The sequence below is a fragment of the Moorena sp. SIO3B2 genome (assembly GCF_010692525.1).
Lineage (GTDB): Bacteria > Cyanobacteriota > Cyanobacteriia > Cyanobacteriales > Coleofasciculaceae > Moorena > Moorena producens.
Map to the genome: position 1 here is coordinate 1 of NZ_JAAHHE010000990.1, position 1047 is coordinate 1047.

Below are 1047 nucleotides of genomic sequence, written 5' to 3' on the forward strand. Positions count from 1 at the left end.
TGTGGTGACAATCACCACTGGCAGAATTAACAACGCTAAGGTCAAACCTGCTGAGAGAATGCTTCGACCTAAATTTAACTCATAGACGAATAAGCCCAAGGCTAATAAACCATAGACAATGGAGGGAACTCCTGCCAAATTCGTGACATTAATTTCAATGAAATCCGCTAGCAAGTTTTTTCGGGAATATTCTTCTAAATAAATTCCTGAAGCTACACCAATGGGCACTGCAGCTAAGGCGGTCACTAACATCACCAGACTAGTGCCTACCCAGGCCGACATAATCCCCGCTTTTTCTGCTCTACGACTAGGAAACGATGTAAAAAACTCTGGTGAAATCCGGGATATCCCTGATTTTACCATATAGATGATTAACCCCAGCAAGATAAATATAGCGACCAGAATAACTACCAAACCAACGATGGCAAAAATCTGATTAATAAGCTTACGGCGATTTATATCTTCTCGAATTGTAAGTAAATTTTCTTGTGACATTTATATAGCGTTTTACTATTAGATGTGAAACTAGGATTGATGGATAATCACTAAAATCAAAACATTATGTACTTCACCCAATTTAAAATCGCTATACTAATAAATTTCTCGATAACGCTTAGCTAAGAAATGTCCAATGATGTTTAGGACTAGAGTCATTAAGACTAAGGTTAGTCCAGCCGCAAAAATGGTCTGGTATTCTAGAGTACCATGAGGCAAATCCCCAAGACTTACCTGGACGATGTAAGCAGTGATTGTAGCGGCTTGGTCCAGGGGATTCCAAGCGATCTTGGGTTGTAAGCCCGCTGCGATCGCAACAATCATGGTTTCTCCTACAGCCCTTGATGTTCCTAGGATGTAGGATGAGGCAATGCCGGAAATAGCAGCAGGAAACACAACGTTCCATGCTGTCTGTAACCGAGTTGCTCCCATAGCATAAGACCCTTCCCGTAACTCTACCGGAACCGCTCGCATGGCATCTTCACTAATGGAACTAATAAAGGGAATAATCATCAAACCCATGACTAGACCGGCACTTAGCATATTAAAAAC

2 protein-coding genes are annotated in these 1047 nt (G+C 41.5%); both read right to left on the reverse strand.

What is annotated here, in order from left to right; all coding sequences use genetic code 11:
• The coding region (locus F6K38_RS42955; protein WP_502709682.1) for a PstA family ABC transporter permease at positions 1-495 on the reverse strand (495 nt) is incomplete at its 3' end.
• Between the two features lie 96 nt (positions 496-591).
• On the reverse strand, positions 592-1047 hold a 456-nt coding region (locus F6K38_RS42960), incomplete at its 5' end, for a PstC family ABC transporter permease (RefSeq protein ID WP_287361028.1).